The following is a 14205-nucleotide window of genomic DNA, read 5'->3' on the forward strand; positions in this document are numbered from 1 at the left end:
CCCCGTCCGCGGGGTGAGCGATGCGCGCCGGGGCCGTAACCCCGGGGCGGGGCCCGCGTAACACCGCGCGCGCAGGATGGCGCGCATGAGCCCCGATATGACAGACATCACGGACACCCATTGCCCGTATTGCGCGCTCCAGTGCGCGATGGGGCTGCGCCGGGTGCCGCAGGGTGTTCCGCAGGTGGTGGAGCGGGGCGCGCTGTGCGGGAAGGGCGCCACGGCCACCGCCGTACTCAATCCGGGCGCCCGGCTGACCCGGCCGCTGGTGCGCGGCGCGGACGGCGAGCTGGCCCCGGCGGACTGGGACGAGGCGCTGGCACGGGTGGCGGCGGGCCTGTCGGGGGCACGGGAGCGGTACGGGGCGGACGCGGTCGCGGTGTTCGGCGGCGGTGGGCTGACGAACGAGAAGGCGTACGCGCTGGGGAAGTTCGCCCGGCTGGTGCTGGGCACCTCGCAGATCGACTACAACGGCCGGTTCTGCATGTCCTCGGCTGCGGCGGCCGGGAACCGGGCGTTCGGCCTTGACCGGGGAATGCCGTTTCCGCTGGCCGACATTCCGCGCACCGGCTGCGTCATCCTGGTCGGCTCTAACCTCGCGGAGACGATGCCGCCCGCGCTGCGCTACTTCACCGAGCTGCGCGCGAACGGCGGCACGCTGATCGTGATCGACCCGCGCCGTACCCGCACCGCCGAGCAGGCCGATCTGCACCTGGCGCCCCGCCCGGGGACGGATCTGGCGCTGGCGCTGGGGCTGCTGCACCTGGTGGTGGCCGGGGGCCGGGTGGACGAGGCGTTCGTGGCGGAGCGCACGAGCGGCTGGGAGGAGGCGCGGGCGGAGGCGATGGCGCACTGGCCGGAGCTGGTGGAGCGCATCACGGGGGTACCGGTGCCCCAGCTGCGGGAGGCGGTGGAGCTGTTCTGCGCGCCGGAGGCGGCGATGGTGCTGACGGCGCGCGGGCCCGAACAGCAGGCGAAGGGCACCGACACCGTCTCGGCCTGGATCAATCTGTGCCTGGCGACGGGCCGGGCCGGTCGCCCGTACTCCGGCTACGGCTGTCTCACCGGGCAGGGCAACGGGCAGGGCGGGCGCGAGCATGGGCAGAAGGCCGATCAGCTGCCCGGCTACCGGATGCTCACCGAGCCGGCGGCGCGCGCCCACGTGGCCGGGGTGTGGGGCGTGGACCCCGCCGTGCTGCCGGGGCCGGGGCGCAGCGCGTACGAACTGCTGGAGGCGCTCGGCGGCCCGGACCCGGGCGGGATCAGGGCGCTGCTGCTGATGGGCTCCAACCCGGTGGTCTCGGCGCCGCGTGCCGCGCACATCGAGGAACGGATGCGGTCGCTGGACTTTCTGGCGGTGTGTGACGTCGTGCTGTCGGAGAGCGCGCGGCTGGCGGACGTGGTGCTGCCGGTCACCCAGTGGGCGGAGGAGAGCGGCACGCTGACGAATCTGGAGGGCCGGGTGCAGCTGCGGCGGCAGGCGGTGCCGGTGCCGGACGGGTGCCGCAGCGATCTGGCGGTGCTGCGCGGGCTGGCGCGGCGGCTGGACTTCGCGGGGTGGGAGGAGGGTTTCCCCGAGGAGCCGGAGCGGGTCTTCGAGGAGCTGCGGCGGGCCTCCGCCGGTGGCAAGGCGGACTACGCGGGGATCACGTACGCGCGGATCACGGCGGAGGGCGGGGTGTTCTGGCCGTGTCCGGCCGAGGATCACCCGGGGACGCCCCGGCTGTTCCTCGACCGGTTCGCGACGCCGGACGGACGGGCGCGGTTCACGGCGGTGGGGCACCGTCCGGCGGCGGAGGAGCCGGACGCCGAGTATCCGGTGCTGCTGACCACGGGGAGGGTGCTGGCGCAGTACCAGTCGGGGGCGCAGACGCGGCGGGTGGCGGAGCTGAACGCGGCGGCGCCGGGGCCCTTCGTCCAGGTGCATCCACGGCTGGCGGCGGCGATCGGGGCGGCGGAGGGCGACCGGCTGGTGGTCGTCTCGCGGCGCGGGCGGGCGGTGGCGCCGGCCCGGATCGACGCGGGGATCCGGCCGGACACGGTGTTCATGCCGTTCCACTGGCCGGGTGAGGGGCGGGCGAACACGCTCACCAATCCGGCGCTCGATCCCACCTCCCGGATGCCGGAGTTCAAGATCTGCGCAGTGCGAGTGGAGCGAGAGTGAAAGGGGGCGCTTCATGGTGAACCGGGTTGCGCTGCCGCCCGCACCCCGGAGCATGGAAGGGTGACCGACACCACGCAGCACACCACGCATCTGAACGCCCTGGCCGAGCACCATCTGGACCGGGCCCGCGCGGCGGAGCACGGCCGCAGCGCCCATCTGTTCCTGCACGACGGTCCGCTGCGGCAGAGCGTGATCGCGCTGACGGCGGGCGCCGAGCTGGAGGAGCACAACGCGCCGCCCGCCGCCAGTCTCTATCTGGTGCGGGGCGCCGTCCGGGTGGTGCCGGCCGGTGACGGGGAGGCCGGGATCCCGCTGGCGGAGGGCGAGATCATGAAGATCCCGCAGGTGCGGCACTCGGTGGTGGCGCTGGAGGACGCGGTGCTGGTGCTCACCTCGGTGACGGCGGTGCCGGACGCGCTCACGCCCGGCGCCGGCTGGGGCTGACGCCGCGCGCCGCCCCTCCCCCGGACGTGGGGCGCCGGTTCGCCGGTGCCGCCGGGTGCGTGGCCGGTGCCGCTATCCGGCGTTCCGGCGGTGCAGGCTGGGGCTGATGCCGCGTTCCCGCTTGAAGGCGGTGCTGAGCGCGAAGCCGCTGCCGTAGCCGACCCGGCGGGCGACGGCGTCGAGGGTGGCGGCGGGTTCGCGCAGCAGGTCGGCTGCGAGGGCGAGCCGCCAGTCGGTGAGGTACGCCATGGGCGGCCGGCCGACGAGGGTCGCGAAGCGCTGGGCGAAGGCCGCCCGCGAGACACCGGCGCGGGCGGCGAGGGCGGCAACCGTCCAGGGGTGGGCGGGGTCCTCGTGCAGCAGGCGCAGCGCGCGGCCGACGACCGGGTCGGCCTGCGCCCGGTACCAGGCGGGGGCCCGGGCCTCCGGGCGGGCGAACCAGGCGCGCAGCACCGCGATGAGCAGCAGGTCCAGCAGGCGGTCCAGGACAACGCTCTGGCCGGGTTGGTCCTTGCCGATCTCCTGGGCGACGAGCGGCAGCAGGGGGCAGTCCCAGTCGGCTTCGCGCAGGACGAGGACCTGGGGCAGGGCGCGCAGCAGCCGGCCGCTGACCTCGCCGTCGACGTGGTAGGTGCCGATGAGCAGTTCGGCGGCGCCGTCCGGCCTGCTGCCCCAGGTGCGGACGCCGAGGTCCAGTTGCTCGCACAGCCCCTCGCCCTCGGGGGTGGTGGTGACGTCCCCGGGGTGCACCACGACCTGCACCGGGACACCCGTACCACTGCCGACGCGGTACGGGGCGGGGCCGCGCACCACGGCGATGTCACCGGCGTCGATCCGTACCGGGTCCTGGCCCTGGTCCTGATCCTGGTCCTCGGGGGTGATCCAGGTGGTGTCGCGCAGGGCGCACAGAACGGTCAGCGGGGCGCGGTCCCGGACCTGTACGCACCAGGGCGGGTCGAAGACGGCGCGCAGCAGGAAGGCGCGGTGGGCTCGGGGGCCTTCGAGCAGGCTCGCGAGACTGTCCATGAGGGAGAGATTAGACGCCCGCACATGGTGGCGAGCGCCTGAGGGATGGCCGCCGGGCGGCCGGGGACATGGAATGGGTCCATGAACACCACGCTGATCACGGGCGGTACGGGCAAGACCGGCCGCCGTATCGCCGCCCGGCTGACGGAGCGCGGCATCACCGTACGTCTCGGGACTTCACCGACTACGTCAACTTCTCGGCCCTGAAGGACCGAGCTTGTTGACTCGGTCGAGAGGGCGTTGATGGCAAGTGGAGCGCGACCGGCTGCCGCGTGGTCCCCTGCGTCCGGAACTAGCTGACGCCAGTTCTGGGGCGATTGACCGCGCCCCGCTGCCACACAGCGTCGCCTCGGTGGGCGATGTTGCGGGAGCCGTTGTGGTCCGCGTGCAGTACGCTCCCGCAGGAGCGGCACGCGAACCGCGCCTGGGTCACTCGGTTCGAGCGGTGGGTGTGCCAGCACTTGGAGCACTGGCGGGAGGTGTTGCGGGGGTCCACGTGGACCACCGGGACACCTGCTCGCCGGGCTTTGTACCCGACGAAGGTGCCGAGTTGGGCGAAGGCCCAGGTGTGCAGTCGTGCCCGCTGGTCCTTCTTGGCCGTGACCCTCTGCCGGATACCACCCAGGTCTTCCAGGGCGATCCCACGCGAGGTGCGTTCAGCGGTGGCGACGAGCTTCTTGGCGATGACGTGATTGGTGTCCGCCGCGTGCCGCGCCTCGCGGCGGCGGATCCGCTTCAAGGCTCGCTTGGCGCTCTTGGTGCGCTTCTTCTGGAGCTTGGCACGCAGGTCGCGATGCCGCTGCCGGTAGCGGTTCAGGCGGCGCCCTGCCATGATCTCGCCATCCGAGGTGGTGGCGATGTTCACGATCCCGAGGTCCACGCCGAGGAAGCCGGCCGGCTCGTATGGTTCCGGCTCGGGGACCTCGATGGAGGCGACGAGGAAGAACCTCCCGTCCCGCATCACCAGATCGGACTCCCCCTTACGGGAGCCAAGGAGCTTCAACGCCTCCTCGGAGCAGACGAACGCGATGTCCTTGACACGGCCCGCGACCGTCCAGATGGACACGGTCCGCTGGTCGAGGTTCCACGTCAGGATGCGGTCGTCGAACGGCTGCGCCGCGTCCTCGCGGAAGACGATCGGCTTCGACTCCGCCCGCAGACGACGCTTGGATCCCTCGCGACCGAGGTTCCCGGCCTTGATGTTGCCCTTGAGTGCCGCGTAGGCGTCGCAGACCTTCTTGACCACTCGTACGGCGGGCTGGGCCCCGAGGTCGAAGTCGGTCCTGAGCGCGTAGTAGACCTGCTTCTGCAACACGTTGCGCCGCTTGAGGTCCTTGGCGAAAGCCACCTCGGACGCCCGGTTCGCGGCCCGGTTGCAGGCACGCAGGGTCGCCGCCAGCGCGTCCGCCACATACGCGGACGTGGGCACCAACTTCACCTGCGCGACAATCTTCACGCGAAGCACCCTAGTGGAGTGGGCGCCAGAAGATGAAACCGCCTCAAAACGCCAGGAAGAGCACTCCGCCGCTGCGTGGCTCCGCCTCAAGGGAAGCCATTTCTCCTGGGGCTGAAGCCCCAGGCTTCCTGGCGAGAAACCGGGTGAAGGAGGCTGCGGCGACCGGCGTGTGGCAGGGGTGAGTGGATAGCCTCCCGGGGAACGACCAGGTATCCGCGAACCACCCCCGGGAGGCGCTCACATGACGGCCGAGCACGTACTGGTGCACGTCACGACGGACAGTGAGGAGTCCGCGCACGGACTCGCGGACTCGGCGGTGCGGGCGCGGCTGGCGGCCTGCGCGCAGATCGAGGGGCCGATCACCAGCGTGTACTGGTGGGAGGGGGACGTCCAGCAGGGACAGGAGTGGCGGGTGAGCTGCAAGACCACGGCCGCCCGCTACCCCGCCCTGGAGTCCCATCTGCTGGACCGCCACCCGTACGACACCCCCGAGATCATCGCCACCCCGATCACCGGCGGCAGCGCGGCCTACCTGGCGTGGGTCGGCGAGGAGGTCAGCAGTTCTTGAACTCCACGCGGGAGTTGTTGTAGGAGCACGAAGCCACCTTCGTGCCGTTGGACTTGCGCAGGGTGGCGGTGTCCTTGTCGTTGTTCCAGACGTACGCGCCGCGGTTCTGGTACACGTTGGCGGCCGTGTTCTTGCCCGAACCCGTCCGCACCGTGACCGACTTGCCGGCGCCCAGGCTGAACGTGCCAAAGGTGTAGGTGTGCTTCTGGGCGTCGGTCAGCGTCCAGCCCTTGAGGCTGACGGCCTTGCCGGTGGAGTTGGTGATCCGCACCCACTCGCCGTTGAGACTGGCGTTGCTGCGGTCGTCCTTGCCGGGGCTGTTGTAGTAGATCTTGGTGATCTTCACGGACCCGGCGGCGTGGGCGCTGCCCGCCGTACCCAGCGGCAGCAGCACGGCCACGGCGAAGGCGGCCAGAAGCGCGGTTAAGCGTGCGTGTGTCATCGTTCTCCCTGCGGGTTTCACACTGTCGCCATACGGGCGACAAGGTGAAGCAGATCTTAGGGAAACGTGATGAGTTGGCGCAGGCATTCGCGGCAACTCGCGCACCTCGTGCGGCGGCACGTCCGGCGCGTCACGTTGGCGCCGTTCCCGGGGTCATGGCAGACAGAGACTCCCCCTGCGATGTGGAGAAGCCATGACAACGCCCCTTCTGGTCACCGGCGGCACGGGCACCCTCGGCCGGCACGTCGTCCCCCTGCTGCGGGAGGCCGGCCACCCGGTGCGCGTCCTGAGCCGGCAGGCCCGCCCCGCCGGTGACAGCCGCAGCGAGGAGGACGGCGGCCTCACGTACGTGACCGGGAACCTGCTGGAGAACGAGGGCGTCGAGGCGGCCGTGGCCGGCGTCGGCACCGTCGTCCATCTGGCCGGCGGCCCCAAGGGCGACGACGAGGCCACCCGCAATCTGGTGCGCGCCGCGAGCGAGGAAGGGGTGCGGCACCTGGTGCTGATCTCGGTCATCGGCGCGGACCGGGTTCCGGTCGGGTACCACCGCATGAAGCTCGGCACAGAGGTGGCCGTCTCCGAGTCCGGCCTTGCCTGGACCACGCTGCGCGCAGCCCAGTTCCACGAGTTGCTCCACACCGTGCTGGCGAGGATGACGCGCCTGCCGGTCGTTCCGGCACCGCGCGGGGTGCGCCTGGAACCGGTCGACTCACGCGATGTGGCGGCCCGGCTCGCGGAACTGGCCCTGGGCGAACCGGCCGGCCTCGTCCCGGACCTGGCCGGCCCCACCGTGTACGGGCTGGACGAACTGATCCACTCCTACCTGCGCTCCACCGGCACCCGCCGCCCGGTGCTCCCCCTCCCCCTCCCCGGCAAGGCCGGCCGCGCCCTGCGCGCCGGCACCAACCTGGCCGCCGAGGACGCGGACCGGGGACGTCACACGTGGGAGGACTTCCTGTCGGGCCGGGTCGACGCGTAGACGGCGGCGGCCGTCAGGGACAGCGTGCCCAGCACCAGCAGCGCGTACAGCGCGGGGTTGACCCAGCCCGGCACCATCTCCGTGCCCCGGCACACAACGCCGAGAGGGAGAGACCGGCGCGACTCCGGAGGCTCGTCGATACCCAGCCCGAAGAGACAGACGGTGTCGGGAAACACGAAACCCCCCGCGTACGTTCTGACCGCGTGCGCGTACAGCGTCCCCGCGCCGCTCAAGGCCAGCACGGCGACCAGCACCAGCGGCTTGGCACTGGGTACCCTCGGCAACCCCCCGGGCAGCAGCCTCCGCGCCAGCTGCACGACCAGCGTGAGCACCGACCCGGTGAAGACCACCGGCGACACCCACAGCAGAAGAGAAACGACGACCATCACGGGACTACCCCTCCCCCTCGGAGGCCCGTACGCCGGGGCCCGGTGGCCATCATCACCCGGGCGGTGCGGTCATCCTGAAGGTGATCGGCACCACCCGCGGACGACCGCCACCCGGCGCTCCGGGCGGCGGGCTCCCGACGGGGTGCTGGTGACGCGGCTCGGCGCCGGAAGCACGAAGCGGGAGGAACCCACGGGGGCGCGCATACCGCGGACGGGTCGGCCCGGTGGGCGTGCTGACCTCTGATGTCGATGACATGTCTCGTCTCCGCGGAAGCCGGGTCGGGCTGATTCCCCTCTGAGCTACCAGATGTCGCCGTCCCGCCAGTCGCAGATCAGCTCGCCCGTGACGTCCAGCGGGACCGGTCCCGGCAGAATGTGCACCGTGCCGTCCGATTCCTCCGTGCGCGCGATGCCCATCGGGGTCAGCGCCCAGGTGCGGCCCTGCCACGGCTGCCAGCCCCTGGCCGGCCAGTACGCCGCCACCTCGGGCGGGGCCGACAGCGCGCCGAGGTCGTACGCCGCCGCGATCACCCGTTCCAGGACGGCCGTCACCGTGCGGGCGTGCCCCCGCCCCCGGTGGTCGGGGTGGACCCCCAGCGCCTCGACGTACCCGGTGCGCAGCGCCCGCCCGCCGTGGATCAGCCGGCGCTGGACCACCGCGCCGTGCGCGATCAGCCGGTCGTCCTCCCACACCATCGTGTGCATGCCGCCCAGTGCGTGGTCCCAGTCATGTTCGATCAGGCCCAGCAGCGCCCGGATCGCCCGCAGGGTCGCCGTCGACAGCTCCGCCGTGTGGGCCGTTCGTACCTGAAGGGGCATCTCTTTCCTCCACTGGTGCGGGTGCGGGTACGGAAGCGGGTGCGGGTGCGGGTGCGGGTGCGGATGGTGTCGGGGCGAGGGTCAGGGCGGTGGCCAGGGCGGCGCTCGCGCCGAACAGCAGCAGGGCCTTCCTGCGGCGGCGGGACGGCGCCGCCCGCCCGGAGGTCGCGGAAGGGGGCCGGCCCACCAGCCGATGGCGGGCCATCAGAGCGCGAACTCCTCGCTGTGGATGCGGGACGCCGGAACCCCGACGCGGCCAAGTGCGGAGCGCGCGGCCTCCGTCATCCCCGGCGGCCCGCACAGGTACACGTCGCGCTGTGCCAGGTCGGGCACAAGGCCGCGCAGCACCTCGGGGGAGAGAGGATCGTAGGGGCCGTCGGGTGAGCCCAGCAGATAGAACAGGCCCGCCCCGCGTTCGGCCGCGATGGCCTCCAGTTCGTCCCGCAGCACCAGGTCCTCTGCCTCGTCCGCCCGGTACAGCAGCGTGATCTCGCGGCCCTTCCCCGGCAGCGTCTCGAACAGCGCCCGCAGCGGGGTGATCCCGACCCCGCCCGCCAGCAGCAGCACCCGGCGGCGGGTCCGCCGGTGCGCGGTGAGCGCGCCGAAGGGCCCGGTGGCCCACACCCGTACGCCGGGCCGCAGCCGCCGCATCCGCCGGGTGTGGTCGCCCAGCGCCTTCACCGTGATCCGCACCTCGTCGCCGCGCACCGGCGCCGACAGCGAGAACGGCAGCGAGGTGCGCCACAGCCGTCTGGTCAGGAACCGCCAGCGGAGGAACTGCCCGGGTTCGGCCCGCAGCGCCGCCAGGTCCTTTCCGCGCATGGTCACCGAGACCGCTTCCAGCCCCTCGGGCACCACGGCCACCACCCGCAACGCGTGCCGCAGCGCCTGCCGCACCGGTACCACCAGGCGGTACCACACCAGCAGCACCGCCACCGAGGTGTGCAGCATCGACCACAGCCAGGCCGCCGCCCAGTGCCCGGCCACGTCGGGGCCGGCCAGCTGATGCCAGAACGCCGCCCCGGCCGCCACGTACATCAGCAGATGAACGGCCCGCCACGTCTCGTGCCGCATCCTCGCCCGCACCCGCCGCGCCGAGACCACGCCCGCCGCCAGCAGCAGGACGAGCCCGGCCGCCGCCGCGAGCAGCGCGGGATGCCGCGCGAACTCCCGGCCCGCCGCCACCAGGGAGACGTCGTGCTCCGTGGCGTACGCCAGCAGCGCGAGAACGGCGTGCGCGCCGCACAGCGTCAGGACGTACCGGCCCGCCCACGCGTGCCAGCGGGCCAGCCGGTCCGCGCCCACGCCGTGTTCGACCGCCGGTATCCGGGTCATCAGCACGAGCATCACCACGACGCCGTACGCGGCCAGCAGTCCGGTCAGCCGCGCGGCGGAGGCGAACAGCGTCCCGGGCAGCAGCGCGGCGACGTCATCCGGGCGCGCGGAGAGCGCCCACAGGCCGGTCACCAGCAGCCCGCCGGCCCCGATGCCCAGGCGCACGGTGTGCGGGGCGAGCCGTAAAGGTGCTGGCCAGGTCGCCGTCATGCCCGGCAGCGTACGGGCGCGCGCGGTCGGCGGAGCGGCCGTTAAGGGTCGCATAAGGGTGGCCTGAGCGGACCTTAATCCGCGGCGGACGGGCAGCCGGCCGGGCTCACACCGGCCCGGAGTCCCCGCTGAGGGCAGCGTTGCGCGGGGGAAACGGCGGTGATGCGGGCGGGTAACGGAGGGCCCGCACGCTCAGGGCATGGAACCTGTGGTGATCGTCGGCGGCGGAATGGCCGCCGCCCGGCTGGCGCGCCGGCTCGACGCGCCCACCACCGTCATCGCGGGCGAGCGGCACCCCGCGTACAACCGGGTGCTGCTCGCCGGGGTGCTGGCGCGGCAGTACGGCCCGGAGGTGATCGCCCTGCCCGCGCCGGGCCCCGGTGTGCGCTGGCGCGCGGGGGTACGGGCCACCGCCGTCGACACCGCCGCCCGCGAGGTGGTGTGCGACGACGGGACCCGGGAGCCGTACGGCACACTCGTGCTGGCCACCGGCGCGGCGCCGGTGCTGCCGCCGCTGCACGACGGGGAACTGCCCGAAGGCGTACGGGCCTTCCGCACCCTGGACGACGCCCTCGCCGACCCGGGCGAGCGTGCCGTCGTGGTCGGCGGCGGGCTGCTGGGCGTGTCGGCCGCCGCCGCGCTCGCGGTGCGCGGCGTGGACACCGTTCTGGTCCAGCAGGGCGAGCGGCTGATGGAGCGCCAGCTGGATGCCGCGGCGTCCGCGCTGCTGCGGGGTCAACTGACGGCGCTCGGCGTCGAGGTGCACACCGAGTGCCGGGTGCGGCGGCTGCGCCGGGGCGGCGTGCTGCTGGCGGACAAGTACGAACTGGCCGCCGACACGGTGTTCCTGGCCTGCGGGGTGCTGCCGCTGACCGGACTCGCCAGGGACGCCGGGATCGCCGTCGGCCGCACCGGCGGCATCGTCGTCGACGACCGGCTGCGCACCTCCCAGCCGCACGTCCACGCCATCGGCGACTGCGCCGAACACGCGGGCGACACCCACGGGCTGGCCGGTGCGGCCCTCGAACAGGCCGATGTGCTCGGCGACCTGCTCAACGGCCGTGCCGAGGCCGCCTATCACGGCTCGCGCCCGCTGTACCGGCTCTCCCTCCCCGGCCCCATCGACGTGGCCGCCTTCGGCACCGCCTCCCCCACCGACGGCGACGACACCGTCCGGCTCACCGACGCCACCCGTGGCACGTACCGCAGCCTCGTCGTGCGCGGCGACCGGCTGCGCGGCGGCGTACTGGTCGGCGATCTCGGCGCGGTCGGTCAGCTCACCCGCGCCTGGGAGTCCGACGAAGCCCTCCCCGCCACGCCGCTGCTGCACCTGCTCACCCACGACGGAGGAAACTGATGTCCACGGACACCGACACGGGCACGGAAACGGACACGGCCCAGGACACCGGCACCATCGTGCTCATCGGTCACGGCATGGTCGGTCAGCGCTTCCTCGAGGAACTGGCCGAACGGGGCGTCACCGCCCGCTCGCGGGTGATCGTCCTCGCCGAGGAGCCCCGCCCCGCGTATGACCGGGTGAAGCTCACCTCCTACTTCTCGGGGGTCACCCCCGACGAACTCTCCCTCACCCCGCCCGGCTTCGCCGGCCGGCACGGCATCGAGCTGTGCCTGTCCGACCCGGCCGAGTCCATCGACCGCGCCGCCCGTACGGTCACCGCCCGCTCGGGGCGCGTCATCCGCTACGACACGCTCGTCCTCGCCACCGGCTCGGCGCCCTTCGTGCCGCCGGTCGAGGGCCGGGACGCCGCCGGCTGCTTCGTCTACCGCACCATCGAGGACCTGCTGGCCATCGAGGAGTGGGCGAAGGCCGACCGCACCACCACCGGCGTCGTCGTCGGCGGCGGGCTGCTCGGCCTGGAGGCGGCGGGCGCCCTGCGCGGGCTCGGACTCGCCACCCACATCGTGGAGTTCAACCCGCGCCTGATGCCCGTCCAGGTGGACGAGGGCGGCGGCGCCGCGCTGCGCCGCACCGTGGAGGGCATGGGGCTGACCGTGCACACCGGGGTGGGCGGGCAGCGCATCCTCACCGACCCCCAGGACGGCACCGTCACCGGGATGTCCCTGTCGGACGGCTCCGCCGTCGAGGCCGAACTGGTCATCTTCTCGGCCGGGGTACGCCCCCGGGACGGCCTGGCCCGCGCCGCCGGGCTCGCGGTCGGTGAACGCGGCGGCATCACGGTGGACGAGCACTGCGTGTCCGTCACCGACCCGGCCGTGTACGCCATCGGCGAGTGCGCCCTGGCGGCGGACGGCCGGGTGTACGGCCTGGTAGCGCCCGGCTACGACATGGCCGCCACCGCCGCCCGCACCATCGCCGGGCAGGAGGCGGGCGGATTCCACGGGGCCGACACCTCCACCAAGCTGAAGCTGCTGGGGGTGGACGTGGCCTCCTTCGGCGACGCGCACGGCACGGCGCCCGACTCCCTGGACGTCGTGTACGCCGACTCCCGCTCCGGCGTGTACAAGAAGCTGGTCATCGGCGGCGACGGCACCCTGCTGGGCGGGGTGCTGGTGGGCGATGCCGACGCGTACGGCCTGCTGCGCCCGTTCACCGGCAGCGTGCCGCCCGCCCCGCCCGAACAGCTGGTGCTGCCCGCCGGGCTCGCCCCGCCCACCGCGCTGGGCCCGGGTGCGCTGCCCGACGAGGCGGTCGTGTGCAGCTGCCACAACGTCACCAAGGGCGCCATCCGCTCCGCCGTCACCGACCACGCCTGCGCCTCGGTCCCCGAGGTGAAGAAGTGCACCAAGGCGGGTACGGGCTGCGGCAGTTGCGTCAAGGTACTGGGCCAGCTCGTCAACGAGGAGCTGGCGGCCGGCGGCGCGGTCATCGACACCGGGCTGTGCGGCTGCTTCGGGCAGACCCGGCAGGAGCTGTACGAGATCGTGCTGGCCCTGCGCGTCACCAGCTACCGGCGGCTCCTCGACGAGTACGGGCGCGAGGCGGCGCGCGGCGGCGAGGGCTGCGAGATCTGCAAGCCGGCCGTCGCCTCCATCATCGCCTCGCTCGCCCCCGCCATCGGCGCCGGGACGCACGTGCTGGACGGTGAACAGGCCGCCCTCCAGGACACCAACGACCACTTCCTCGCCAACATCCAGCGCAACGGCTCCTATTCGATCGTGCCGCGCATCCCCGGCGGCGAGATCACCCCCGAGCGGCTCATCGTCATCGGGGAGGTGGCCCGCGACTTCGGCCTCTACACCAAGATCACCGGCGGGCAGCGCATCGACATGTTCGGGGCCCGCGTCGACCAGCTGCCCGCCATCTGGGGGCGGCTGGTGGCGGCCGGCTTCGAGTCGGGGCACGCGTACGGGAAGTCGCTGCGCACCGTCAAGTCCTGTGTGGGCTCCACCTGGTGCCGCTACGGCGTGCAGGACAGCGTGCGGATGGCCATCGATCTGGAGCTGCGCTACCGGGGGCTGCGCTCCCCGCACAAGCTCAAGTCGGCGGTCTCCGGGTGCGCCCGGGAGTGCGCGGAGGCGATGGGCAAGGACTTCGGGGTGATCGCCACCGCCAACGGCTGGAACCTGTACGTCGGCGGCAACGGCGGCGCGACCCCGCGGCACGCCGATCTGCTGGCGCAGGACCTGTCGGACGCCGAACTCGTACGGCTCATCGACCGGTTCCTGATGTTCTACATCCGCACCGCCGACCGTCTGGAGCGCACTTCGGTGTGGCTGGAGCGGATCGAGGGCGGTCTCGACCACGTACGGGATGTCGTGGTGCAGGACTCCCTGGGCATCTGTGAGGAGCTGGAGGCGCTGATGGCGGCACATGTGGCCGGTTACCGCGACGAGTGGGCGCAGGCGATCAACGACCCGGACAAGCTGCGCCGGTTCGTGTCCTTCGTCAACGCGCCGGGGGTGCCCGATCCGAGCGTGCGGTTCGTCCCCGAGCGCGGGCAGTCCAAGCCGGATCTGGTGCTGCTGTCCGGCCCGGAGATCCCGGTCGGGGGGCGGGCCTGATGACAACGGAGACGACGACGGCTACGACGGCCACGGCGACGGTGGAGGTACTCAGCGGGGGGCGCTGGGTGTCGGTGTGCGCGGCGGACGAGCTGGTCCCGGGGCGTGGCGTGGCGGCGCTGCTGCCGGACGGGCGGCAGATCGCGGTCTTCCTGGACCGTACGGGTGCGGCGTACGCGATCGGCAACCGGGACCCGTTCACCGGCGCCTATGTGCTCTCGCGCGGGCTGCTGGGGTCGGCGGGCGGCAGCGCGTTCGTGGCCTCGCCGCTGCTGAAGCAGCGCTTCGATCTGCGGACCGGGCGCTGCCTGGACGACGATGACGCCGCCCGTGCCGTACCGGTGTATCCGGCGCGCCGTCAGCCGGTGGCTGCCCCCCTGGCGTCGTAG

14 protein-coding genes are annotated in these 14205 nt (G+C 73.0%); 8 read left to right on the forward strand and 6 right to left on the reverse strand.

Annotation, left to right across the window (positions count from 1 at the left end; translation table 11 throughout):
* The first annotated feature begins 97 nt into the window (after positions 1–97).
* Together ACTFAP_RS07315 and ACTFAP_RS07320 are read left to right on the forward strand one after the other, a co-directional pair.
* Positions 98–2164, forward strand: coding sequence for a molybdopterin oxidoreductase family protein (locus ACTFAP_RS07315; RefSeq protein ID WP_500468536.1), 2067 nt, complete (start codon positions 98–100; stop codon positions 2162–2164).
* A 60-nt stretch (positions 2165–2224) separates the two neighbouring features.
* Positions 2225–2608, forward strand: coding sequence for a cupin domain-containing protein (locus ACTFAP_RS07320; protein WP_453856575.1), 384 nt, complete (start codon positions 2225–2227; stop codon positions 2606–2608).
* 72 nt (positions 2609–2680) lie between these two features.
* Here the strand turns inward: ACTFAP_RS07320 and ACTFAP_RS07325 are convergent, their stop codons facing one another.
* On the reverse strand, positions 2681–3634 hold the full coding sequence (locus ACTFAP_RS07325) for an AraC family transcriptional regulator (protein WP_500468537.1): 954 nt from the start codon (positions 3632–3634) through the stop codon (positions 2681–2683).
* An 81-nt stretch (positions 3635–3715) separates the two neighbouring features.
* Here ACTFAP_RS07325 and ACTFAP_RS07330 point away from each other — a divergent pair, with 81 nt between their 5' ends.
* Positions 3716–3841, forward strand: a complete 126-nt coding sequence (locus tag ACTFAP_RS07330) for a hypothetical protein (protein WP_500468538.1) — start codon at positions 3716–3718, stop codon at positions 3839–3841.
* Between the two features lie 85 nt (positions 3842–3926).
* Here ACTFAP_RS07330 and ACTFAP_RS07335 read toward each other — a convergent pair whose 3' ends face one another.
* Positions 3927–5090, reverse strand: a complete 1164-nt coding sequence (locus ACTFAP_RS07335) for an RNA-guided endonuclease InsQ/TnpB family protein (RefSeq protein ID WP_500468539.1) — start codon at positions 5088–5090, stop codon at positions 3927–3929.
* Positions 5091–5331: 241 nt separating this feature from the next.
* Here ACTFAP_RS07335 and cutA point away from each other — a divergent pair, with 241 nt between their 5' ends.
* On the forward strand, positions 5332–5658 hold the full coding sequence (gene cutA, locus ACTFAP_RS07340) for a divalent-cation tolerance protein CutA (protein WP_500468540.1): 327 nt from the start codon (positions 5332–5334) through the stop codon (positions 5656–5658).
* Here the strand turns inward: cutA and ACTFAP_RS07345 are convergent.
* On the reverse strand, positions 5645–6100 hold the full coding sequence (locus tag ACTFAP_RS07345; protein WP_390116481.1) for a lamin tail domain-containing protein: 456 nt from the start codon (positions 6098–6100) through the stop codon (positions 5645–5647). The genes cutA and ACTFAP_RS07345 overlap by 14 nt on opposite strands.
* Positions 6101–6293: 193 nt before the next feature.
* Here ACTFAP_RS07345 and ACTFAP_RS07350 point away from each other — a divergent pair, with 193 nt between their 5' ends.
* Entirely contained in the window at positions 6294–7079 is a 786-nt protein-coding gene (locus ACTFAP_RS07350) for an SDR family oxidoreductase (RefSeq protein ID WP_500468541.1), read from the forward strand.
* Here ACTFAP_RS07350 and ACTFAP_RS07355 read toward each other — a convergent pair.
* The 3 genes from ACTFAP_RS07355 to ACTFAP_RS07365 all read right to left on the reverse strand — a co-directional run bounded on the left by ACTFAP_RS07355 (position 7037) and on the right by ACTFAP_RS07365 (position 9832).
* Positions 7037–7468 (reverse strand): hypothetical protein, encoded by a 432-nt coding sequence (locus ACTFAP_RS07355; RefSeq protein WP_500468542.1) that lies wholly within the window; start codon positions 7466–7468, stop codon positions 7037–7039. The genes ACTFAP_RS07350 and ACTFAP_RS07355 overlap by 43 nt on opposite strands.
* A gap of 300 nt (positions 7469–7768) precedes the next feature.
* Positions 7769–8287: a GNAT family N-acetyltransferase gene (locus tag ACTFAP_RS07360; protein ID WP_453856580.1), complete on the reverse strand. Its 519-nt coding sequence runs from the start codon at positions 8285–8287 to the stop codon at positions 7769–7771.
* A 204-nt stretch (positions 8288–8491) separates the two neighbouring features.
* Positions 8492–9832: a ferredoxin reductase family protein gene (locus ACTFAP_RS07365; RefSeq protein WP_500468543.1), complete on the reverse strand. Its 1341-nt coding sequence runs from the start codon at positions 9830–9832 to the stop codon at positions 8492–8494.
* Positions 9833–10031: 199 nt separating this feature from the next.
* Here ACTFAP_RS07365 and ACTFAP_RS07370 point away from each other — a divergent pair, with 199 nt between their 5' ends.
* From ACTFAP_RS07370 to nirD, 3 genes are read left to right on the forward strand one after another with little or no spacing between them, the layout of a single operon-like run.
* Complete coding sequence (locus tag ACTFAP_RS07370) at positions 10032–11189, forward strand: NAD(P)/FAD-dependent oxidoreductase (RefSeq protein ID WP_500468544.1); 1158 nt, start codon at positions 10032–10034, stop codon at positions 11187–11189.
* Complete coding sequence (gene nirB / locus ACTFAP_RS07375; protein ID WP_500468545.1) at positions 11189–13816, forward strand: nitrite reductase large subunit NirB; 2628 nt, start codon at positions 11189–11191, stop codon at positions 13814–13816. Before ACTFAP_RS07370 ends, nirB begins: the two co-directional genes overlap by 1 nt.
* Positions 13816–14205: a nitrite reductase small subunit NirD gene (nirD, locus tag ACTFAP_RS07380; RefSeq protein ID WP_400009616.1), complete on the forward strand. Its 390-nt coding sequence runs from the start codon at positions 13816–13818 to the stop codon at positions 14203–14205. Before nirB ends, nirD begins: the two co-directional genes overlap by 1 nt.

This window comes from Streptomyces sp. PH9007, from assembly GCF_059813725.1.

Coding starts and splice junctions, on each gene's coding strand:
- ACTFAP_RS07315 (WP_500468536.1), top strand. CDS start 98: ATGACAGACATCACGGACACCCATTGCCCGTATTGCGCGCTCCAGTGC.
- ACTFAP_RS07325 (WP_500468537.1), bottom strand. CDS start 3,634: ATGGACAGTCTCGCGAGCCTGCTCGAAGGCCCCCGAGCCCACCGCGCC.
- ACTFAP_RS07330 (WP_500468538.1), top strand. CDS start 3,716: ATGAACACCACGCTGATCACGGGCGGTACGGGCAAGACCGGCCGCCGT.
- cutA (WP_500468540.1), top strand. CDS start 5,332: ATGACGGCCGAGCACGTACTGGTGCACGTCACGACGGACAGTGAGGAG.
- ACTFAP_RS07345 (WP_390116481.1), bottom strand. CDS start 6,100: ATGACACACGCACGCTTAACCGCGCTTCTGGCCGCCTTCGCCGTGGCC.
- ACTFAP_RS07350 (WP_500468541.1), top strand. CDS start 6,294: ATGACAACGCCCCTTCTGGTCACCGGCGGCACGGGCACCCTCGGCCGG.
- ACTFAP_RS07360 (WP_453856580.1), bottom strand. CDS start 8,287: ATGCCCCTTCAGGTACGAACGGCCCACACGGCGGAGCTGTCGACGGCG.
- ACTFAP_RS07365 (WP_500468543.1), bottom strand. CDS start 9,832: ATGACGGCGACCTGGCCAGCACCTTTACGGCTCGCCCCGCACACCGTG.
- ACTFAP_RS07370 (WP_500468544.1), top strand. CDS start 10,032: ATGGAACCTGTGGTGATCGTCGGCGGCGGAATGGCCGCCGCCCGGCTG.
- nirB (WP_500468545.1), top strand. CDS start 11,189: ATGTCCACGGACACCGACACGGGCACGGAAACGGACACGGCCCAGGAC.
- nirD (WP_400009616.1), top strand. CDS start 13,816: ATGACAACGGAGACGACGACGGCTACGACGGCCACGGCGACGGTGGAG.